Source organism: Streptomyces sp. LUP47B (assembly GCF_001746295.1).
Classification (GTDB): Bacteria; Actinomycetota; Actinomycetes; order Streptomycetales; family Streptomycetaceae; genus Streptomyces.
In genome coordinates this window covers 574,621-590,799 of sequence record NZ_MJAH01000002.1, presented here as the reverse complement: position 1 = coordinate 590,799, position 16,179 = coordinate 574,621, and the positions used below count along the sequence as shown (strand labels likewise).

The window sequence follows — 16,179 nt, the reverse complement described above, 5'->3', positions numbered from 1 at the left end:
TGCCGCGTCCGCCGAACCGGTCGGCGGACGCGGCTACTTGGGTTACTTCGACGCCGACGGCGTCACCGCGTCCGCCGGTTCCCCCTTCTGGGGGACGAACGCCAGGGCGTCCCAGGCGATCGAGGCGTCGCCGGTGCCGTCCGCCGTGGCCGAGCTCAGTGAGACGCTCGGGGTGCCCTTGAACTCGTAGGAGCCCAGGGAGACCCAGGTGTTCCTGCCGCCGGTGTCCTGGGAGATCGTCTTCTCCACGACCGTGCCGTCACCGACGTCGATGCGGTACGTCGCCGACGGGGTGTTGGCCTCGTGGTCGGGCAGGTGCACCATGACCTCCGCCCGGCCGCCGAGCTTCCGGTCCGGCGTCCAGGTGCCGGTGACGACCGAGTCGGTGTAGCTCGGCACCCGGGTGTGGGTGAGCCAGAAGTGCCCGCCGAAGCCCGCGCCCAGCTGATGGAAGTCGATCTTCGAGGGATAGACGGTCGCGCCGTTCTGCTGCGCCGAGCCGAAGGTGAACGTCAACGTCCCCCGGCTGGTCCAGTTCTTCTCGCCCGCACAGGGGTTGGCGCCACCGACCCGGAACTTCACCGTGTTCGGCACGTCGTCCACGATCAGCGCGTTCGCCGGGAGGGTGGACGCGCAGGCCGCCGGGTGCGGAGCCGCGACCGCCGGCTCGGGGTCGGTCGCCTGGTACTTCAGCACCTCTGTGCCACAGGTGGTCGTGCAGTCCGTCCAGCTCACCGGCTGGTGCCACCAGCACTTGAAGTCGTCCCGCTGGCAGGGCCCCTCGGGCTGGGTCGACCCCTCGACCTTGCGCGGCTTGGTGATGTCGCAGTCGTTGAGCGTGGGCTTGCAGAACGTGTCGTGCGGCGGCTGGGCGTCGGGCGCGTTGCCGGTGGGCCAGTCGCCGACGGTGAACGCCCGCACGGTCGCTCCGGTCGTCGGGTCGGTCTTCTGTTGGGAGTAGGCCGCCCAGCCGAGCACCCGTTCCGGGTACGACCACAGGTTGGGGTTGCGGGCGTCGTCGTAGCCGGAGGAGAGGAACATCTTCCGGTCGGCCGGGTAGAGGCCGTTGGCCGGGTTGTTGAACCAGCCGAGGCCCCAGGGGGCGCTCGCGTCCGTCGAACTGGGCAGGTTGAAGCCGCTGTTGTAGGCCCACAGCGCGAGCCACCAGTTCTCCAGGTACTGCGGGTCGCCGCCGTTGACGAGCAGACCCTTGTCGTACAGCTGGTTCCACTTGTCCTGGAGGATCTGGAGCCCCGCGGCGATGTTGGCCGCGTAGTCCACGGTGATCGCCTGCTGCTGCTCGGCGGTGTAGGTGGTGTCCGCCGCGGCCATGCCGCTGGTCACCTGGGAGATGCCGTAACCGCAGTCGGCGGCCGCCCAGTTGACGGTGTGCACGCTGCCGGCGTTGCCGTAGTAGCCGCCCTGGATGAAGTTGCTGCTCTCGCCCGCGGCCGCCCGGGAGCTTGCCTGGAGCAGGTTGGACTCCTGGGAGAGCACTCCCAGCATGATCTGCGCGGGCACCCGGCCGCCGCCCTTGAGCTGGGTGGACGGGAACAGGCCCTGCGGGGTGTACGACGGGAGGTCGCTGCCGTTCCAGCCGCTGCGGCGCCGCACGTCGAGCTTGCCCTGCACGGCGAGGTCCGTCGCCCACTCGGCCTGCGCGGTCGAGGGCTGGAGCGACTGGAGCTTCGGGTCGTTGCGGGTGACGGCGCAGGCGCGGTCGGGGTCGGTGGTGGAGGTCGACGGGTCGTCGTCGCCGGGGGTGACGCTGTTGGTGTGGATCCCGTCCGTCAGGGCCGGGGACTGCTCCTCGCCCTGATTCCCCTTCGGCGCCCTGGGCTTCACCCGGAAGCCGAAGGCGGTGTCGGAGCCGGGCACCACCGCGTCGATGCCGACCGACTGGGCGATGTCCGCGGCGGCCTTCCTGCCGCCGGCCGCCTCGGTGCCGTTGCCGACGGAGGTCAGCGCGAGGTCGCCGGTGGTGGAGACCTCGGCCCAGGCCGGCACGTCCAGCGTCCGCCAGCTCTTCGGCAGGGCCGGCACGGCGTCCTCGGCGTCCTTGCCGGTCACGAAGACCCGGCCGCCGTTGCCGTGCACCGCGAGGGCGCCGAGCGCGCCGGAGCCGAGGAGCTTGTCGGAGCCCGCCGAGGTGACCCGTCGGACCTGCACCTTCTTTCCGGCCGGGACCTGGTAGGCGAGCCCGCTGTGCGCGTCAGGCACCAGCCGGAACGGTGTGCCGTCGGTCCTGGCCAGGGTGCTGGTCGCGCCCTTTGCGTCCACCGAGACCACGGAGTCGCCCCGAGCGGCCGCGATCTTGTTCCCGAGGGGCACGGCGGAGGTGAGCTGACCGGCGACGGTCTGCTGCCGGACCAGCTCTCCCTTTTGGGCGTCGACGGTGAGCAGTTGCGTGCCCTCGCCCTCGGAGCGGGTCAGGACGGCCTGTTCGCCGTCGCCGCAGCCGGGGTTGAAGTAGGCGAGGGAGACCAGCTCGGGCAGCTTGGTCACGGTGCCGTCGGCCAGGTCGACCACGGCCGCGAACGCGCCCTGCTGAAAGCCCTGTTGGTCGTTGACGGCCTGCCGGGGCGCGTACACCACGACGGCACGGTCGCCGGACCCGGTCACACAGGTCTGGCCGATCCACTGGTCGGTGTCGACGCCCGGCTCGGAAAGGGTGGCCGCGGTGTGCCACGTGTAGGCGTCGGCCGCGTCGGCGACCAGGACGTGCAGTCCGGTGCCGTCACCGTCGTAGGTGACGATCCGGTCGCCGGACTTCTGCCAGCCGGAGGGGAGTTGGGAGGTGTCGGTGACACGGTCGCCCGGTGTCGGAGTGGGCGGGTCGGAGGGGCTGGTCAGGGCCGCGGACGCGAGAGGGGCGACGAGGGCCAATGCCAGTACGGACATGCCCGAGGCCGCGAGTATTCTCCCGCGCCGGCTTTTCGGCACCCAGCGGTGCCTTCCTCCTGGATATTCACGAGTGGTGCGCAAGGAATTCCGCCTGGATTCATTTGTGAAGGTCGGGTACCGGCAACGTTCCCCCAGGCCGGTGACGCGGAAGTTATCAGTCCGCCATGAAGGCAACGGGCGTTCGAGGTGGGCTACCGGGCGGTATCCACGGAATGTCCACGAGATCCCGGCAACGTATTACTCCTCGTTGAGGTCTCATCTACAGGTAACCCCTGAAACCCCCCACGCATTACGAGGAACAGTGAACGTGTCGAAGAGCAGCAGACGTCTCAAGATCGCATTCGTTTCCGTCGCCGTGGCCCTCGCGGGTCTGGCAGCCGCCGGTCCCGCCGCCGCGGCCGCCCCGGCCAGGTCTGCCCCGGCCACCGCGCAGGCCCAGCAGACCGCCGTACCCGTCGACTTCGTGGACCTGCCCACCACGGCCCTCGTCGCCGACGGCGAGCGGCACGAGGTCACCGTCACCTACCGCAACGACTCCTCGGCGGACCGGACGGTCGCCCCGCAGCTCCTCGTGGAGTCGCCGGACGCCGGTCCGTTCCTTACCCCGTCGGACGTCGTGGTCGAGCAGCGCACCGCGCACGGCTGCTGGCGACCGGTGCAGACCGCGAGCCAGACCGGCACGCTCTTCACCGACCTGACGACCGCTCAGCGCACGCTCCACGCCGGTGAGACCCTCACCCAGGTCTACCGGATCACGGTCGTCGACCCCGACGCCCAGGGCACCGTGCAGCCGAGGATCGCGCTTTACTGACCGCTTGTTGTGACGCGAGAGGGCCCGGGCCTCCTTCCGGGACCCGGGCCCTCACGCCGCTATCGCAGCGAGCCGATCCGGTCGATCCGGTCGCTCACGCCGTTGCGGAGTTCCGTGAGCGTCGTACCGGGCGGTGCCACCGTCGGTGTGGCCGACGGCGGTTGGGTCTCGTCCGCGCAACTCGCGCCACGGGCCGGGACCTTGAGGTCCACCAGGTAGCCGGTGATCGCGTCCGACGCGCAGGCGCTGCGGCCGAAGGCGGTGTGCCCCTCGGCCCTGAAGGTGAGCAGGCGGCCGTTGTCGAGCTCACGGGAGAGGGCCACCGCGTCCTGGTACGGGGTGTCCGGGTCACCGGTGTTGCCGATGACGAGGATCGGTGCGGAGCCCTTGGCCCGGAAGGAGCCGCTGTAGCGGCTGACGTGCTCGCCCTTCCACTGCACGCACGCGGTGGCGTGCTGGTGGTCGTAGGTGGGCGGGCCGTAGGCCATGGCGGGGCCCAGCAGCGGGGCCAGCTTGGCGTTGGTGGTGACCTGGCTCCTCAGCAGGGCCCGGTCGGTCGGGTACTTCTTGTCGACGCACTCGACGACGACGTTCGGATTGAGGAAGTCGTAGCTGGCCGGGGACGGCGGCCGCAGCAGGAACGACGTGTTGTCGCGCTGCTGCGCCTTGCGCAGGGCCTCGCCGAAGGAGGGCCAGATGACCTTGCCCTCGTTGATGTTGAACATCAGCCGGTAGACGAGGGTGTAGCCGTTGGCCTGGCCCCCGTTGGCGGTGGGCACCGGGTTGGCGTCCAGGTCCGCCTTGAGCTTCTGGAACGCGGCCCGCGGATCGCCGTCGCCGAAACCGCAGGTCGCCTGGTCGGCCTTGCACCAGTCCAAGAAGCGGCCCATCGCGCCGTCCAGGGCGAGGTACTGCGGCCGGTCGTAGGCGTAGGGCCGGCTGGTGTAGTGCTCCGGGTCGTACGCCCCGTCGAGCGCCAGCGCGCGGACCCGGTCCGGGAACATCGCGGCGTAGACCGTACCGATGTAGGACCCGAACGAGCGGCCGTAGTAGGTGAGTTGGTCCTCACCGAGCGCCTGCCGCAGGAGGTCGATGTCCCGTGCCACGTACTGGGTGCCGACGTACGGCAGCAGGTCGCCGGCGTTGTCCTGGCAGGCCTGGTCGAAGTCGGCGGCCTGCTGGACGGCGGGCTTGTAGGCGCCGGGGCCCGGGACGCCCTTGGCGGCGGTGACGGCGTTCGTGTACGTCGCGTCGTCCCAGCACACCACCTGGGAGCTGCGGCCCACCCCGCGCACGTCGTACCCGAAGACGTCGAAATCGTCGCGCAGCGCGGCCGGCAGGTCGTCGTAGTTGCCGCGCACGAAGTCCACGCCGGAGTTTCCGGGGCCGCCGGGCTGCAGGAACAGCGTGCCCTTGCGCTTCGAGGGGTCGGCGGCCTTCTTGCGTATGACGGCCAGGGTGATGGTCCTGCCCTGCGGTTCCCGGTAGTCCAGGGGCACCTGTGCGTCGGCGCACTCGAAACCGCCCTGGCAGTCCGACCAGGTCAGGGTCGGTACCGGGGCGGTCTCGTGCTGCTCGGAGGCCCACACCTGCGGACCGGTGCAGGCCACGGCGAGCGCGCTCGCCGTGGCTCCGGCGAGTCTGAGTCGTCTGAACTTCACTGTGTTTGTTCCCCCTTGGGCTGGTCGAGCCTCAAAGAACTGGTGGTCTCACACAGAACACACAGGGGAACACGCGTTCCGGTTCCCGCCGGGCCGTGAGGGAACGGAAAAGGCCGTAGTCCCGGAGGTGGACCCGGGGGCGGCCGTGTACTGCGTTCTCAGTAGCGGGGATTGTCGGCAGGCGCACGACGACTTGGCGGGTCTCGTCCGGACAGTCTTGGTGGACCGTCCGGCACCAGATGTGGAGACCCCCGCCGTGGCTACTTTCCTTTACCGCGTGGGCCGCCTGGCCTTCCGGCGACGCTGGTACGTCGCCCTGGTCTGGGCGGCCGTCCTGGCCGCCGTCGGGCTGGGAGCGCTGAAGGCGCCCGGCGCCGCCGACGAGGGGTTCTCGATGCCGGGCATCGAGTCCCAGAAGGCGTTCGACCTGATGGAACAGCGCTTCCCGGGGGCCACGGCCGACGGCGCCACCGCGCGGGTCGTCTTCGTCGCGCCGAAGGGGCAGAAGGTCACCGCCGCCGACCACCGCAAGGCCGTCGAGGACACCGTCGCCGACCTGGCCGACGGCTCGCAGGTGGCGAGCGCCGTGAACCCGTTCCAGGCGAAGGCCGTGAGCAAGGACGGTACGACCGCGTACGCGACCGTCACCTACAAGGTCGCCGCGAACGACCTCACCGACGCGAGCAAGGAGCAGCTGGAGCACGCCATCGAGGAGGCCCGGGACACCGGGCTGACCGTCGACGCGGGCGGCTCCGCCATGGCCGACGGCGGTGGCGCGGGCGGTGCGGCCGAGCTGATCGGTGTCGCGATCGCCGCGGTCGTCCTCCTCGTCACCTTCGGCTCACTGGCCGCGGCCGGACTGCCTCTGCTGACCGCGCTCATCGGCGTCGGCGTCAGCATGGCCACGATCCTCGCCCTCTCCGACGCCCTCGGCCTGTCCACCACCACCGGCACCCTCGCGATGATGCTGGGGCTCGCCGTCGGCATCGACTACGCCCTGTTCGTCGTCTCCCGGTACCGGGAGGAACGCGCCAGGGGCAGGGCGCCCCAGGAGGCGACGGCCCTCGCGGTCGGTACGGCCGGTTCCGCGGTCGTCTTCGCGGGTCTCACCGTCGTCATCGCCCTGGCCGGGCTCGCGGTGGTCGGCATCCCGATGCTCACCAAGATGGGCCTGGCCGCGGCGGGCGCGGTCGTCGTCGCCGTACTGATTGCGCTGACCCTGGTTCCGGCGTTCCTCGGCTTCTGGCCGAACGCGGTGCTGCGCCGCAAGGACCGCGGGCCGCGCCATATCCGAGAAGAGGCCAGGGACAACGGCGGCACCCGCTGGGCCCGGTTCGTCCTGCGCCGCCCGCTGCCCGTACTGATCCTCGGCGTGGTCGGCCTCGGCGCCCTCGCCCTGCCGATGACCTCCCTCCAGCTGGGCATGCCCGGCGACGAGGCCAAGCCGACCTCCACCACCGAGCGCCGGGCCTACGACGCGCTCGCCGAGGGCTTCGGGCCGGGCTTCAACGGTCCGCTGACCGTCGTGGTGGACGCGAAGGGCGACGACGACGCGCAGGCGGCCGCGGCGGCGATCTCGAAGGACATCGGTGCGACGAAGGGGATCGTGTCCGTCTCCCCGGCCCGCTTCAACGAGGCCGGCGACACCGCCGTCTTCTCGGTCGTGCCGTCCACCGCGCCGACCGACGAGAAGACCAAGGACCTCGTCACGGCCATCCGCGGCGAGCGCCCCGGCATCGAGTCCGAGACCGGGGCGACCTACGAGGTCACCGGCACCACCGCGCTGAACATCGACATCTCGGAGAAGGTGCAGTCCGCGCTGGTGCCCTATCTGATCGTCGTGGTGGGCCTCGCGATCGTGCTGCTGCTGGTTGTCTTCCGGTCCCTGCTCGTCCCGCTCAAGGCGGCTCTCGGCTTCCTGCTCTCGGTCCTGGCCTCCCTCGGCGCGGTCGTCGTGGTCTTCCAGGAGGGGCACGGCGCCGGACTGCTGGGCGTGGAGACCACCGGCCCGATCATGAGCCTCATGCCGATCTTCCTGGTCGGCATCGTCTTCGGCCTCGCCATGGACTACGAGGTGTTCCTCCTCTCGCGGATGCGTGAGGCCTACGTCCACGGAGAGACGGCCCACCAGGCCGTCACCTCCGGATTCCGGCACAGCGCCCGGGTGGTCGTGGCCGCCGCGCTGATCATGATCGCGGTCTTCGCCGGGTTCATCGGCGAGAGCGACTCCATGATCAAGATGATCGGCTTCGGCCTCGCGTCCGCCGTCCTGCTCGACGCCTTCGTGGTCCGGATGGCCATCGTGCCGGCCGTGCTCGCCCTGCTCGGCGACAAGGCCTGGTGGCTGCCGAAGTGGCTGGACCGGATCCTGCCCCGGGTGGACGTGGAGGGCGAGGCGCTCACCAGGGGCACCGCCGACCCCGAGCCCGCCCCCGCCGACCGGGAGGCCGCACCCGTCTGACCGTTCCTGAAGACCGAGCAGGGTGAGCCTGATCAGCCGCACACCCGAACGGTCTTGGGCACTCCCCCACTGCCTGACGCAGGCCCTGCAAGCCGACGCCGTACCCGGCGTCCCGGATCGCACGATCACGTTGACCCGGTCGTCCCAGAGCTCCGCCGACCCCCACCCCCCACCAGGGGCCGCCCGTGTCGTACGGCACGGGCGGCCCCGTTCCCTCACCATGGGTCCCTGAGTCCACCCACCGGAGAACCCGATGACCACCAGCCCGGAGCGGCGCTACACGGACCGCCTGGAGGAGTTCGCGGACCGCCATCCGTTCCTCGTCGACCTGGCGCTGATCGCGGTACTGATGGGTTCCGCGACCCTCGGAGCCTCGCTCACCCTGCCCAACGCGGAGACGCCGGGCGACGACAGGACCGCCGTCCTGCTCCTGGGGATCTCCTGCCTCGCCCTGTTCCTGCACCGCACCCACCCGCGCGTCACCGTCGTGGTGAACGCCCTCTGCGCCACCGTCGTGATCGCCCAGGGCTATCTGCTCACCCCCCTCCTCCTCGCCCCGGTCATGTCGTCCCTGTACTGGCTGGCCACCCGCACCGAACGGGAGACGATCCGCCGCTACGGCATCGCCACGATGGCGGCGCTGACGATCGCGGCGGCCGTGTCCGACTCCATGGACCACCTGTCGCTGCTGCTCCGCACGATCGGCCCGTTCTTCTGGCTGCTGCTGCCGCTGGCGGCCGGCACCATGACCCGGCTGCGGCGGGCCTATCTCGAGGCCACCCAGGCCCGCGCCGAACACGCCGAACGCACCCGGGAGGAGGAGGCGCGACTCCGGGTCACCGAGGAACGCATGCGGATCGCCCGGGAGTTGCACGACGTCGTCGCCCACCACCTGGCCCTCGCCAACGCCCAGGCCGGTACCGCCGAGCACCTCGCGCTGGTCAACCCGCCGCAGACCAAGCAGATCCTGCACGACCTCACCGGCACGACCTCGTCCGCGCTGCGTGAGCTGAAGGCCACGCTGGGCCTGCTGCGGCAGACCGGCGACGAGGGCTCCGCACCGCCGGAACCGGCCCCCGGCCTCGCCCGGCTGCCCGAACTGGTCTCCTCGTGCGCCTCCGCGGGCATCACCGTCACCGTCGCCACGGAGGGGGAGCCGCAGGACCTGTCGCCGGGCGTGGACCTGACGGCCTTCCGGATCGTGCAGGAGGCGCTCACCAACGTCACCAAGCACGCGGCCACCCAGACCGCGCACGTCCGCTTCGTCTACTCCGGCACCCGTCTGATCATCACGGTCACCGACGAGGGGCCGCCCGCCGCGGCCGCCCACGAGCCCGTGAAGGGCTTCGGCGTCATGGGCATGCGCGAACGCGCCCACTCCATCGGTGGTGAACTCCGGGTCGGGCCGCGGCCCGAGGGTGGCTTCGAGGTGAGCACCGCGTTGCCGTTGCAGCCGACGGCGAGCGGGCAGGAGAGTGCGGGATGAGCGGCGGACAGGTGTCACTCCGGGTTCACCGGGAGGTTGCCGCCCGCGGGGCCCCGTGCCCGTTGTGCTGCTTTCCTGGGCAGTGGATTTCCTGCTGCACGCGATCATCGGCAAGTACGTGGAGGGACGGGTGACGAGCTGTGGCTGACGTGGATCTCGACCGGGCGCTGGAGGTCGCGACAGAACTCGCGGCCCGGGCGTCGGAGGCGATCCGGCGCCCACGTGACCCGGGGGCCGAGGTGCGGGAGAAGGACGGCCCCGCGGACATCGTGACCGCCACCGACGAGGCGGTGGAGACGCACACCCGCGAGGTGCTCGGGCGGGCCTTCCCGGACCACGGGATCGTCGGCGAGGAGTACGGCACGACGGAGGGCTCCGCCGGTGCCCCGCACTGGGTGATCGACCCGGTCGACGGCACCACCAACTACGCCCACGGACTGGGCTGGTGCTCCTTCTCGCTGGGCCTGGCCGCAGCCGACGGCACCCCGCTGCTCGGTGTGGTGGCGGACCCGTGGCGCGGTGAGACGTTCACCGCGGTCCGCGGCAGGGGGGCGTATCTGAACGGCACCCGGGTCCACGCGGCCGCCCACACCACCCTCACCGGCCATGTCTTCCTCACCGAGTGGGCGGCGCACGCCCACTGGCCCGGCATGGACGCCCTGCTCGCCGAACTCGCCGACCGGCACTGCACGGTTCGGGTGATGGGCTCCACGGCCCTGTCCCTCGCGCAGGTCGCGGCGGGCCGGGCGACCGCGGCCGCGATCGGCTCCTTCCACGCGGTCGACGGACTCCCTGCGCTGCTGATCGCCCAGGAGGCGGGAGCGGTGGCGCTGCCCGAACTGCCTTCCCACAATCAGCCGTTGCTGCTCGTGGCGCCGGGCGCCGCCGAGGAGATGACCGATCTCTGGCACAGGTCGGGGGCGGCGGCCGGCTGACGGCTCCTGGTCGAGATCTGACCAGGAGATAACCGTCAGTGAGGCGTCAAGAGGCTGATCGGAGCACATACTTCAGCAAGCGGGAGGGTCCCGGGGGAACTCTGACGGGGAGCGGTCTGATGCGTGCCGACGGTGTGGGACTTGGCAAGGTCCAGGTGCGGCTCAAGTGGGACCCGAGCCCCTACGGGGAGCCGGCCCGGCACCTCGACATCGTCGCCGCGACCTACGCGGTGGACGACCCGTACGGGCGGCCGGAGTACGTCGTGCACACCGAGAGCCGCTCGCCGGACGGCACCATCACCATGATCCGGCACAGCGAGACCGGCCTCGGCCTCGGGGTCGTCGAGGTGATGGAGCTGGAGTTCGAGCGCCTGTCGTCCGCCTACGGGCGGGTGGTGGTCGGCGTCGCCATCCACCAGACCGGCGGGCCCCGCACCTTCGGCGACCTCTCCCACGCCGGGGTGCTCGTCGTCGAGGGCTACCGCAGGCTGCTGGCCGACGACTTCGCGGGCGTCGCGGACGCCACCGCCGCGACCATCGCGGAGTTCACCAGGGACGCGTCCGGGGCGTGGCACGCCAAGGAGCTGATCCGGGGGTTCGACAGCAACCCGACGGGATTCATGGCGGAGATGGGGAACGTACGGGGATGAGGGGGACCGGCCGCGGGCCCGCCCCCCTCGCCGCCGTCAGGCGGACGGGTTGACGACCACCTTCGCCGAGTTGTTCCTGGTCCTCGGGTCGAAGGCGAAGGACGCGCTGCCGTCGTAGGGACGGACGACGACCCGGCCCCTGGCGTCGGGGACGACCTGGTCGACGCGCAGCCGGAACGGGAAGTCGACCTTCAGGTCGGGCCTGGTCCAGGTCGGCAGGGTGCACACGTAATGGGGGACGTCGGAGGCCGGGCCGGTCCGGCAGGTGCCGGGCACGGATGTGGCGGTGGTGCCCGGCGGGAGGTAGTAGTCGATCGCGGGGACCGGGTCTCCCGAGGCGACGTCAGCGACCCAGGCGGGGCCGCGGTTGACGAAGCGGAAACCGGCGGCGACGGTGTCGCCCTGCGCGCCGCTCACCTCCGTGCCGTGCACGGCGAAGTCGGCGGTGTTGTCGGCGTCGATGTGCCAGGCGCGGCCGTTGTCCGAGGTGTCGAGGTCGGGGACGTCACCGCCGGGCTCGACCTCGTAGTCGAACCGCTCGTACAGCGCGTGGCCGGTGACGGCGAGCCGCAGCGGCTCGGGCAGTTCCACGGTGGCGCCGGGCGCGACCTCGGTGTCGAAGGAGCAGGTCACGTACGTCATGGCCGGGTACTGGGCGTCGGTGTCGTCCGGGCCGGTGTAGGTGCACTGCGGGAAGCGGGTGGTGACGCCGAGGCCGTACGTCGCCCACAGCTTCACACTGAAGCCGTGGGCGGTCTCGTCGCCGGTGTTGGTGACGGAGAACGGCACGGTGAGGCCGGTGCCGGGCGCGACACCGGTGACGTCCTGCGGGGCGCTGACGCCGAGATCGGGGCCGGAGCCGACAGTGACGAAGGTCTCAGCGGAGTACTCGGGGGCGGTCAGTGTGCCGTCGGGGCCGCCGGTGGCCGTGGCGGAGTACTCGATCGCGCCCTGCGCGCCCACGGCGGCGCCCGCCGCGGCCCGCACCTTCAGCTGCAGCTGCGGGCTGTAGCGGACCGGCACGTCACCGGTGTCACACACGGCGACGGTGCCGGCGTCGTCCGGCGCGCAGTTGCCGGGCCAGGCGATCTCGGCGACCCCGGCGAGCCCGGAGGCGTCGACGGTCAGCCGCCCGTCGGTCACGGTGAAGTCGCTGTTGTAGTGCTGCAGGCCGAGCGCCAGCGACCGGTACTGCGCCGCACCGCCGTCACCGGGCGCGACGACGACCGCCTGCTCGTACGGCGCCTGGATCTCCAGCCCGTCGCTCTGCGCCGCGTCATCGGCGAACGCGACCCCACTCCCGAGCCCGGCGACGACCAGCGCCCCCACGACCCCGGCACGGACAAAAATCATGACATACCCCACATGGGACAAAAGGATCCCGGCGCGGTGATCCGGCACCGGGCGCGAGTTGGACGACACGGCTGGAGCGAAAGTTGTAGGTGGGGAGGGGTTCTTACCGACTTCTTGATCGGCTGGAGCGGAGGTTGTGACGCGCTCCACGGTCCGTAGCCCGTCCGTGTTCGAATCGGGACCTGGACAGACGGAGCGGGCGGGGCCCCCGTAGGCGCATACTGAGGAGGATGACAAAGCCTGCTGCACCGAAGCGTCATTTGCCCACCAGTCCCTTCAAGGCCCCGGTCGCCCCCGCGCCCAAGCACTTCGCCGTCGGCGACCAGGTCACCCACGACATGTACGGTCTCGGCCGGGTTATCGGCGTCGAGGACGGAATCGCCGTGCTCGTGGATTTCGGCTCGTCGCAGATGCGGATCCTGAGTCCGTACTCCAAGATGACCAAGCTGTAGGAGAAAGGACCCCCTCTCATCGATCTGACCTCGCTGTTCTCCGCTCCGGAAGGACAGCCCCAGCGCACCCCCGTGGCTCTGCCGCCTCCCACCACGAACCCGTTCCAGGCCCCGGACTTCGGGGAGGACGAGGACGAGGACTTCCCGCGACCCGAGGCGGCCTAGCTCGTTCGGACGCGCTTCCGGGTCGGGGCCGTCACCCTGGCCCGCGCCGTACGCGCCGGCCAGGGGCCCGGGCTCTTTTATAGCTATGGGCGCTTACTTGTCATGAACACGTCATCCAATCCGTTCTCACAGCCCACGCCCAGAGAGGCATGCGAGCGTGATTTCCGGTTAGGCGCACCGGGATTACTCGATTCAGCGGGCAGGTGAGAAGAGATCTCTTTCATGGCGAAGGCACCGGACTCGACGGCCGAGGCGGAACAGGAGCAGGAAGGAGCGGACACGGCGGTCGGCGTCCGCAGACCCCCAGCCCCGGTCGCACCCCGTGCGAGCCGGGGTTTTCCGTCCGCGGTCTCCCGCACCGGCCGGGTGAGCGGACTGGACGGACTGCGCACCCTCGCGGTCGCGCTGGTCATCGTCCACCACGTGGAGCCCGACGTGCTGCCGGGCGGCGCGGTCGCCGTGGACGTCTTCTTCACCATCAGCGGCTTCGTCATCACCCGCCTCCTGCTCGCCGAGTACGTCCGCCGCGGCGGCATCTCCCTGATGTCCTTCTACCGGCGCCGCTGGCTGCGGCTGGTCCCCGCGCTGCTGGCCCTGTGCGCGGTCTGCGTACTGCTGGCGTCGACGACGTCCCTGTGGGGCTTCGACGGCTCGATCCAGGCCGCGGGCCTGTCGGCCGTCTTCCTCACCAATGTCGTACGGGCCATGGAGTCCGGGCCCTACTCCGACCTCACCAGCCCGCTCGCGCACACCTGGTCGCTGGGCGTGGAGGAACAGTTCTACCTGCTGTGGCCGCTCGTTCTGCTCTTCGCCCTACGGCGGTTCCGGGCCCGTACGGTCCTCCTGTGCACGGCGGCCCTGTGCGTGCTGCCCCTGCTGTGGCGCTGCGTCCTGTGGAACCCGGAAGCGGCCCACCGCATCTACAACGGCACCGACACCCGCGCCGACCAGCTGCTGGCCGGCGCCCTGGTCGCCGTGGCCCTGGCCCGACTGCGGTCCGACGACCCTCGCCTGGCCCTCCTGCGCACCTGGTCCGGCCGCCTCGCGTGGCCGGCACTCGCCCTGCTGGGACTGGTCGCCTGGCAGGTCCCGGTGACGGAGGACCTCGGCGCCTGGACGGCCGCGTGGTACACGGTCGGCTTCCTCGCGGTGGCGGCCCTGTCCGCGACCCTGGTCACGGCGCTCGAACTACGCCCCGAGGCCCGCATGTCCCGGCTGCTGGCCCTGACCCCGCTGGCCTGGGTGGGCCGCAACCTGAGCTACGGCATCTATCTCTGGCACTACCCGGTCGTACGGCTCCTGGCCTCCCTCGGCGTGCAGGAGGGACGGCTCGCGGCGACGGTGGTGCTGACGCTGCTGATGGCGCTGCTGTCGTACTACGCCGTCGAGAAGCCGTTCCTGCGGAGGGCGCGGGTGGGGAGGGCGCCGACGCCTGCGCCTGCGCTGGCGGTGACGTAGGGCACCGTTTCCTACACTCGCACGATGAACAACTACACATGCACCCACTGCGGCACAGTCGGTCTGACGGACGGTTTCATCGAGGACGCCGGCGAGCACTCGCGCGGGTATGCGCGTTGGATCGAGGGCGCGTTGGAGCGGGGACTCTTCGGGGGCGCCAAGCGGATGGGCCGCCCCCGGCGGCAGATAGCGGCACTCCGCTGCCCCAAGTGCGGACACCTCGAACTGTTCGCCACGGACGAGGTGTAGCCGGTTCCCCTTGTGCAGCACCTCAGTTGAAGGGAACGGCGTCCGCGGGGTCGGTGTGCCAGTTGGTGACGACCGGTTCGTCGACGGTGATGGTGCCGACCGGCAGGGAGACCGGGTCGGGGTCGTCGTCACCGACGGCGACGATGATGCTGTCCAGCTCCTTGCCGCCGTCGGTGCCGGTGGTCTTCGGGTTCACCCCGGCGTAGGCGGCGGTGCTCCCGCTCAGCTTGATCTGCTGCCCGACGGACTGCTCCGCGGGACCCGCCTGGGTCCCGTCGGATCCGAACGCCACGGTCGGCAGCGCGGCGGGCAGGTAACAGGTGATCCCCGGCTTCGCCTTCGCGACGACCAGGATGTACCCGCCGGCCTGGCTCTCGGACCTGGTGCTCCAGGAGATGTCGTTGGCCCCGCAGCCCTGCTCGACGGGCTCGCGCTTGCCGTCACCGGTGTCGACGCCGGAACCGACGCCGTCCTCGGAGCCCTTGCCCTTGCTCGTCCCGGTGTTCGCCGCGTGAGAGCCCTGGCCGCCCCCGGTCGACGAACCGGACGGAGTGGCCGCGGTGGCGACCGGATTGCTGGACGAAGACCCCTGCGAGGCGCCGGAGTCCGTGACCGCGTCGGCGTTCTGGCACGCCGTCATCAACATGGCTCCACCCATCAGAGCGGCGGACACGAGGAAGGCCTTGCGACGGTTGTCGGACATGAAATCCCCCTGGGAATCGATTGGTTGCTCGATCCATATGAGGCGCCTACGAGCCGGAGGGATCCCGGAGCCATCATTTGAGGACAGCGTTGTCACAGGCCGGTGACATGATCACAAGAGCTGCTGAGCGGAGCGCGGGTCAGACCTGACCGAGGTCGATCTCCACCGGGAAGGGGGCCGCTGCCTTCAGTACGCCGGTGAACACGTCTCCGTCCCGGTAGGTCTTCGTCGCGGGGTCGAGTACGTAGGTGTACACGAGGGGGACGCCTGTCGCGGCCTGCTCGATCCGCCAGTAGAAGCCGATGCCTGCCTTGGCGTACTGGTCGACCTTCACGATCCGGTCGGTGGTCTCCGAGCCTGGTGACACCACCTCCGCGACCAGCAGAACGTGCTCGGGGCGGGTGGGCGCGATGTCGATCGTGTCCGCGCGGTACACGACGACGTCCGGGCGGCGATTGGTGAGCGGGACGTCCTGAAGCCGGACGTCGAAGTCCGTGTCGGCGTTCCACTCCGGGCCCGCGGCGGCATCCAGGGAGTTCGCCAGAATCCGTGCCAGCCGGTTGTGTCGCTTGGACGCGCTCGGAGTCACGACCACCATCCCGTCCACGATCTCGATGCCGGCGCACTGCTCCTCGGACCAGGACTCGTACTCCTCCGCCGTGATCTGCTCATGCATCCACGCCGGGGCCACCATCTCGGCCGTCACGAAGCACCTCCCGGACACTGAGTCGCGGGCGCGATCCCGCTGGTTTCAGCGTACTGTCTGCGGTCGTCACCAGGGATCGGGACAGGATCAGCGGCACGCGGCCGCCGTCTTTCTGAGCTGTCGCCGGAGGACACCCGGTGGAGGACGGCGTTGCTGGTGGACCGGCCGGCCATGGTCTGACGCAC

General features: G+C 70.7%; 13 protein-coding genes. 8 read left to right on the top strand and 5 right to left on the bottom strand.

Features of this window, described 5'->3' with window-relative positions:
* Positions 1-42: 42 nt before the first annotated feature.
* On the bottom strand, positions 43-2,901 hold the full coding sequence (locus BFN33_RS09210) for a hypothetical protein (protein WP_069759404.1): 2,859 nt from the start codon (positions 2,899-2,901) through the stop codon (positions 43-45).
* 310 nt (positions 2,902-3,211) lie between these two features.
* On the opposite strand from BFN33_RS09210, the gene BFN33_RS09205 reads away from it, so the two are divergent.
* Positions 3,212-3,715: a hypothetical protein gene (locus BFN33_RS09205; protein ID WP_069759669.1), complete on the top strand. Its 504-nt coding sequence runs from the start codon at positions 3,212-3,214 to the stop codon at positions 3,713-3,715.
* Between the two features lie 59 nt (positions 3,716-3,774).
* Here BFN33_RS09205 and BFN33_RS09200 read toward each other — a convergent pair whose 3' ends face one another.
* Entirely contained in the window at positions 3,775-5,376 is a 1,602-nt protein-coding gene (locus tag BFN33_RS09200; RefSeq protein WP_069759403.1) for an alpha/beta hydrolase, read from the bottom strand.
* A 256-nt stretch (positions 5,377-5,632) separates the two neighbouring features.
* Here BFN33_RS09200 and BFN33_RS09195 point away from each other — a divergent pair, with 256 nt between their 5' ends.
* The 4 genes from BFN33_RS09195 (at position 5,633) to BFN33_RS09180 (ending at position 10,908) form a co-directional block, all read left to right on the top strand.
* On the top strand, positions 5,633-7,837 hold the full coding sequence (locus BFN33_RS09195; RefSeq protein WP_069759668.1) for an MMPL family transporter: 2,205 nt from the start codon (positions 5,633-5,635) through the stop codon (positions 7,835-7,837).
* Between the two features lie 253 nt (positions 7,838-8,090).
* Positions 8,091-9,323, top strand: a complete 1,233-nt coding sequence (locus tag BFN33_RS09190) for a sensor histidine kinase (RefSeq protein WP_069759402.1) — start codon at positions 8,091-8,093, stop codon at positions 9,321-9,323.
* 140 nt (positions 9,324-9,463) lie between these two features.
* Positions 9,464-10,258 (top strand): inositol monophosphatase family protein, encoded by a 795-nt coding sequence (locus tag BFN33_RS09185; RefSeq protein ID WP_069759401.1) that lies wholly within the window; start codon positions 9,464-9,466, stop codon positions 10,256-10,258.
* A 119-nt stretch (positions 10,259-10,377) separates the two neighbouring features.
* Positions 10,378-10,908, top strand: coding sequence for a TerD family protein (locus tag BFN33_RS09180; RefSeq protein ID WP_069759400.1), 531 nt, complete (start codon positions 10,378-10,380; stop codon positions 10,906-10,908).
* Positions 10,909-10,944: 36 nt separating this feature from the next.
* Here BFN33_RS09180 and BFN33_RS09175 read toward each other — a convergent pair whose 3' ends face one another.
* Entirely contained in the window at positions 10,945-12,261 is a 1,317-nt protein-coding gene (locus BFN33_RS09175) for a hypothetical protein (RefSeq protein ID WP_069759399.1), read from the bottom strand.
* 230 nt (positions 12,262-12,491) lie between these two features.
* Between BFN33_RS09175 and BFN33_RS09170 the strand changes: the two genes are divergently transcribed.
* The 3 genes from BFN33_RS09170 to BFN33_RS09160 all read left to right on the top strand — a co-directional run bounded on the left by BFN33_RS09170 (position 12,492) and on the right by BFN33_RS09160 (position 14,585).
* The gene (locus tag BFN33_RS09170) at positions 12,492-12,713 is read left to right on the top strand and encodes a hypothetical protein (RefSeq protein ID WP_037706913.1); all 222 of its coding nucleotides are present in this window, start codon (positions 12,492-12,494) and stop codon (positions 12,711-12,713) included.
* 387 nt (positions 12,714-13,100) lie between these two features.
* Positions 13,101-14,336 (top strand): acyltransferase, encoded by a 1,236-nt coding sequence (locus BFN33_RS09165; RefSeq protein WP_069759398.1) that lies wholly within the window; start codon positions 13,101-13,103, stop codon positions 14,334-14,336.
* A 24-nt stretch (positions 14,337-14,360) separates the two neighbouring features.
* Positions 14,361-14,585 carry a hypothetical protein gene (locus BFN33_RS09160; RefSeq protein WP_069759397.1) on the top strand — a complete coding sequence of 75 codons (225 nt, stop codon included), beginning with the start codon at positions 14,361-14,363 and terminating at the stop codon, positions 14,583-14,585.
* 22 nt (positions 14,586-14,607) lie between these two features.
* Here BFN33_RS09160 and BFN33_RS09155 read toward each other — a convergent pair whose 3' ends face one another.
* Together BFN33_RS09155 and BFN33_RS09150 are read right to left on the bottom strand one after the other, a co-directional pair.
* A complete protein-coding gene (locus BFN33_RS09155; RefSeq protein ID WP_069759396.1) occupies positions 14,608-15,288 on the bottom strand; it encodes a DUF4232 domain-containing protein in 681 nt (226 codons plus the stop codon).
* 139 nt (positions 15,289-15,427) lie between these two features.
* Positions 15,428-15,994, bottom strand: a complete 567-nt coding sequence (locus BFN33_RS09150; RefSeq protein ID WP_069759395.1) for a Uma2 family endonuclease — start codon at positions 15,992-15,994, stop codon at positions 15,428-15,430.
* Positions 15,995-16,179: the final 185 nt, after the last annotated feature.

Bases quoted from the DNA above. Each gene is read 5' to 3' on its own strand.
- BFN33_RS09210 (WP_069759404.1), bottom strand. From the start codon at position 2,901: ATGTCCGTACTGGCATTGGCCCTCGTCGCCCCTCTCGCGTCCGCGGCC.
- BFN33_RS09190 (WP_069759402.1), top strand. From the start codon at position 8,091: ATGACCACCAGCCCGGAGCGGCGCTACACGGACCGCCTGGAGGAGTTC.
- BFN33_RS09180 (WP_069759400.1), top strand. From the start codon at position 10,378: ATGCGTGCCGACGGTGTGGGACTTGGCAAGGTCCAGGTGCGGCTCAAG.
- BFN33_RS09175 (WP_069759399.1), bottom strand. From the start codon at position 12,261: ATGATTTTTGTCCGTGCCGGGGTCGTGGGGGCGCTGGTCGTCGCCGGG.
- BFN33_RS09170 (WP_037706913.1), top strand. From the start codon at position 12,492: ATGACAAAGCCTGCTGCACCGAAGCGTCATTTGCCCACCAGTCCCTTC.
- BFN33_RS09165 (WP_069759398.1), top strand. From the start codon at position 13,101: ATGGCGAAGGCACCGGACTCGACGGCCGAGGCGGAACAGGAGCAGGAA.
- BFN33_RS09160 (WP_069759397.1), top strand. From the start codon at position 14,361: ATGAACAACTACACATGCACCCACTGCGGCACAGTCGGTCTGACGGAC.
- BFN33_RS09155 (WP_069759396.1), bottom strand. From the start codon at position 15,288: ATGTCCGACAACCGTCGCAAGGCCTTCCTCGTGTCCGCCGCTCTGATG.